Origin of the sequence: Streptomyces sp. PA03-1a, from assembly GCF_033792805.1 — a bacterium.
GTDB lineage: Bacteria > Actinomycetota > Actinomycetes > Streptomycetales > Streptomycetaceae > Actinacidiphila.
The window spans coordinates 1-2,446 of the sequence record NZ_JARAVO010000448.1 but is presented as its reverse complement, the minus strand read 5'-3'; the positions used below and the strand labels follow the sequence as shown (position 1 = coordinate 2,446).

Here is a 2,446-nt window from a genome sequence, read left to right as displayed (position 1 = left end):
GTCCATGGGCCACGGCGGCGGTCCGTCCCTGGCCCGCACCGGTGCCCGCCACCGCCGCCGTTGCCACCACCGTTGTTCTCCTTGCCCGGCTTGTGGCGGTTGCCGTGGTGCCCGGGCTTGTGGTGGTGACCCTTGCCCTTGCCGCCGTGGTGGTAGCCACCGTTGTTGACGCAGGCGTTGCCCGCCGCCGGGTTCAGGATCCCGATGGCGTCGATCGTGTTGCCGCAGACGTTGACCGGGATGTTGATCGGCGCCTGGATCACGTTGCCGGACAGGACGCCCGGGGAGCCGACCGCTGCGGCGCGCGCCGAGGCGCCGCCACCGTGACCGTAGCCGTAGCCGTCGTCACCGCTGTGGCCCTTGCCGTAGCCCTTGCCGCCGCCGTAACCCTTGCTGCCGCCCTGGCCGTAGCCCTTGCCGCCGCCGTGGCCCTTGCCGCCGTCCTTGTCGCGGTAGCTGCCGCTGTCCTTCTTGCCGTAGCCCCCGCTCTCCTTCTTCCCGTAGCCCTTGCCCTGGCCGTAGCCATGGCCCTTGCCCTGGTCGATGGAGCCGTTGACGCAGGTGTTGCCCGCCGCCGAGTTGAGGAGCCCGACGACGTTGACGGTGTTGCCACAGGCGTTGATCGGAATGTTCACCGGCGCCTGGATGGTGTTGCCGGACAGAACGCCCGGAGAGCCGGCGGCGACCCCGGACGCGTGGGAGTCCGCGTAGGCCATACCGCCGGTGACGGCGAGCACGCCGCCTGTCGCGACTGCGGTGAGCAGCCCCTTTTTCGCGACTTGTCGCATTGAATGTCCCTGCCTCTTGCTTTTCCGATACGGAAACCGGCGGACAATCGCCCGCCGGGGGAATGAATGACCCCCCGGGGCCGGAAAACCGGTGTCCCACCCCTAGCCGGTGCGGCGGCCCCGGAACGCGGAGATGGCGCATCCGGGGCCGCCGGGATCAGGCCTGCAACGATGCGGCCCGCCGCGACGTCAGTTGTTGAAGCAGGCGTTGCCCAGGGCCGGGTTCAGCAGCCCCACGATGTTGATCGTGTTGCCGCACAGGTTGACCGGGATGTTGACGGGCACCTGGATCACATTGCCGGAGAGGACCCCCGGGGAACCGACAGCGGCGGCCTGAGCGCCGGAGTCGGCGACGGCCACGCCGGCACCCGCAGCCACGAGCCCTCCGGTGACAGCGGCAGCAGCGACGACCTTCTTGATCATTTTTCCTCCTTGTTGGCAAAACGGCCCCGACCTCGGACCGCACACGAACCAACGACTCGGAAGAAGGCGCGCTACTGCCGCCGGGATTCATTCACTCTTTTCGGCTAAGCGGCAAGAAATGTCGATAATGCGAGCGTCGTTTCAGCAGTTCGCAAGGAACCGGTCGAGAACACGGACGCCGAACTTCAGTCCGTCGACCGGTACCCGCTCGTCCACGCCGTGGAACATTCCGGCGAAATCGAGCTCCGGCGGCAGCTGCAGCGGGGCGAATCCGAAGCAGCGGATCCCCAGGTCGTCGAAGGACTTGGCGTCGGTCCCGCCGGACAGGCAGTACGGCACCGCGCGGGCGATCGGGTCCTCGGCCTTCAGCGCCGCCTGCATGGCGTCGACCAGGGCGCCGTCGAAGCTGGTCTCCAGCGCCTTGTCGGAGTGGACGTCCTCGCGCTTGACCCGGGGGCCGAGGATCCGGTCGACGTCGGCCAGGAACTCCTCCTCGTACCCGGGCAGGAAGCGCCCGTCGACGTGCGCGGTGGCCTGGCCGGGGATGACGTTCACCTTGTAGCCGGCGCCCAGCATCGTGGGGGCCGCGGTGTTGCGCAGCGTGGCCCCGATGATCTTGGCGATGCCGCCGAGCTTGGCGAGCGTGGTCTCCATGTCCTCCGGGTCGAGCTCGGTACCGAGGGCGTCGCCCAGCTCGTCCAGGAATCCGCGCACGGACTTGGTCACCCGCACCGGGAACTCGTGCCGGCCAAGCCGGCCGACCGCCTCGCAGAGCTCGGTGATGGCGTTGTCGGTGTTGGTCATGGACCCATGGCCGGCGGTGCCGTCCACGGTCAGCCGCATCCAGTGCATGCCCTTCTGGGCGGTCTCGATCAGGTACAGGCGCACGTCCTCGTTGACGGTGAAGGAGAAGCCGCCCACCTCGCCGATGGCCTCGGTCACGCCCTCGAAGAGCCCGGCGTGGCGGTCGACCAGGTGCCGCGCCCCGTAGACGCCGCCCGCCTCCTCGTCGGCGAGGAAGGCCAGCACGATGTCCCGGGGCGGACGGCGACCGCTGCGCAGCATGTCGCGCACGACGGCCAGGGTCATCGCGTCCATGTCCTTCATGTCGACCGCACCGCGTCCCCACACGCACCCGTCGGCGATCTCGCCGGAGAAGGGGTGGTGGGTCCAGTCGTCCGCGTTCGCGGGCACGACGTCGGTGTGGCCGTGGATCAGCAGGGCCGGGCGGGAGG

At 69.3% G+C, this 2,446-nt stretch carries 3 protein-coding genes; all 3 read right to left on the bottom strand.

Features of this window, described 5'->3' with window-relative positions:
* On the bottom strand, window positions 1-788 hold a 788-nt coding region (locus tag PV341_RS44735; RefSeq protein ID WP_500360985.1), incomplete at its 3' end, for a chaplin.
* 189 nt (window positions 789-977) lie between these two features.
* Entirely contained in the window at window positions 978-1,211 is a 234-nt protein-coding gene (locus PV341_RS44730) for a chaplin (RefSeq protein ID WP_018559022.1), read from the bottom strand.
* Window positions 1,212-1,352: 141 nt separating this feature from the next.
* On the bottom strand, window positions 1,353-2,446 hold a 1,094-nt coding region (locus tag PV341_RS44725; RefSeq protein ID WP_500360983.1), incomplete at its 5' end, for a M20/M25/M40 family metallo-hydrolase.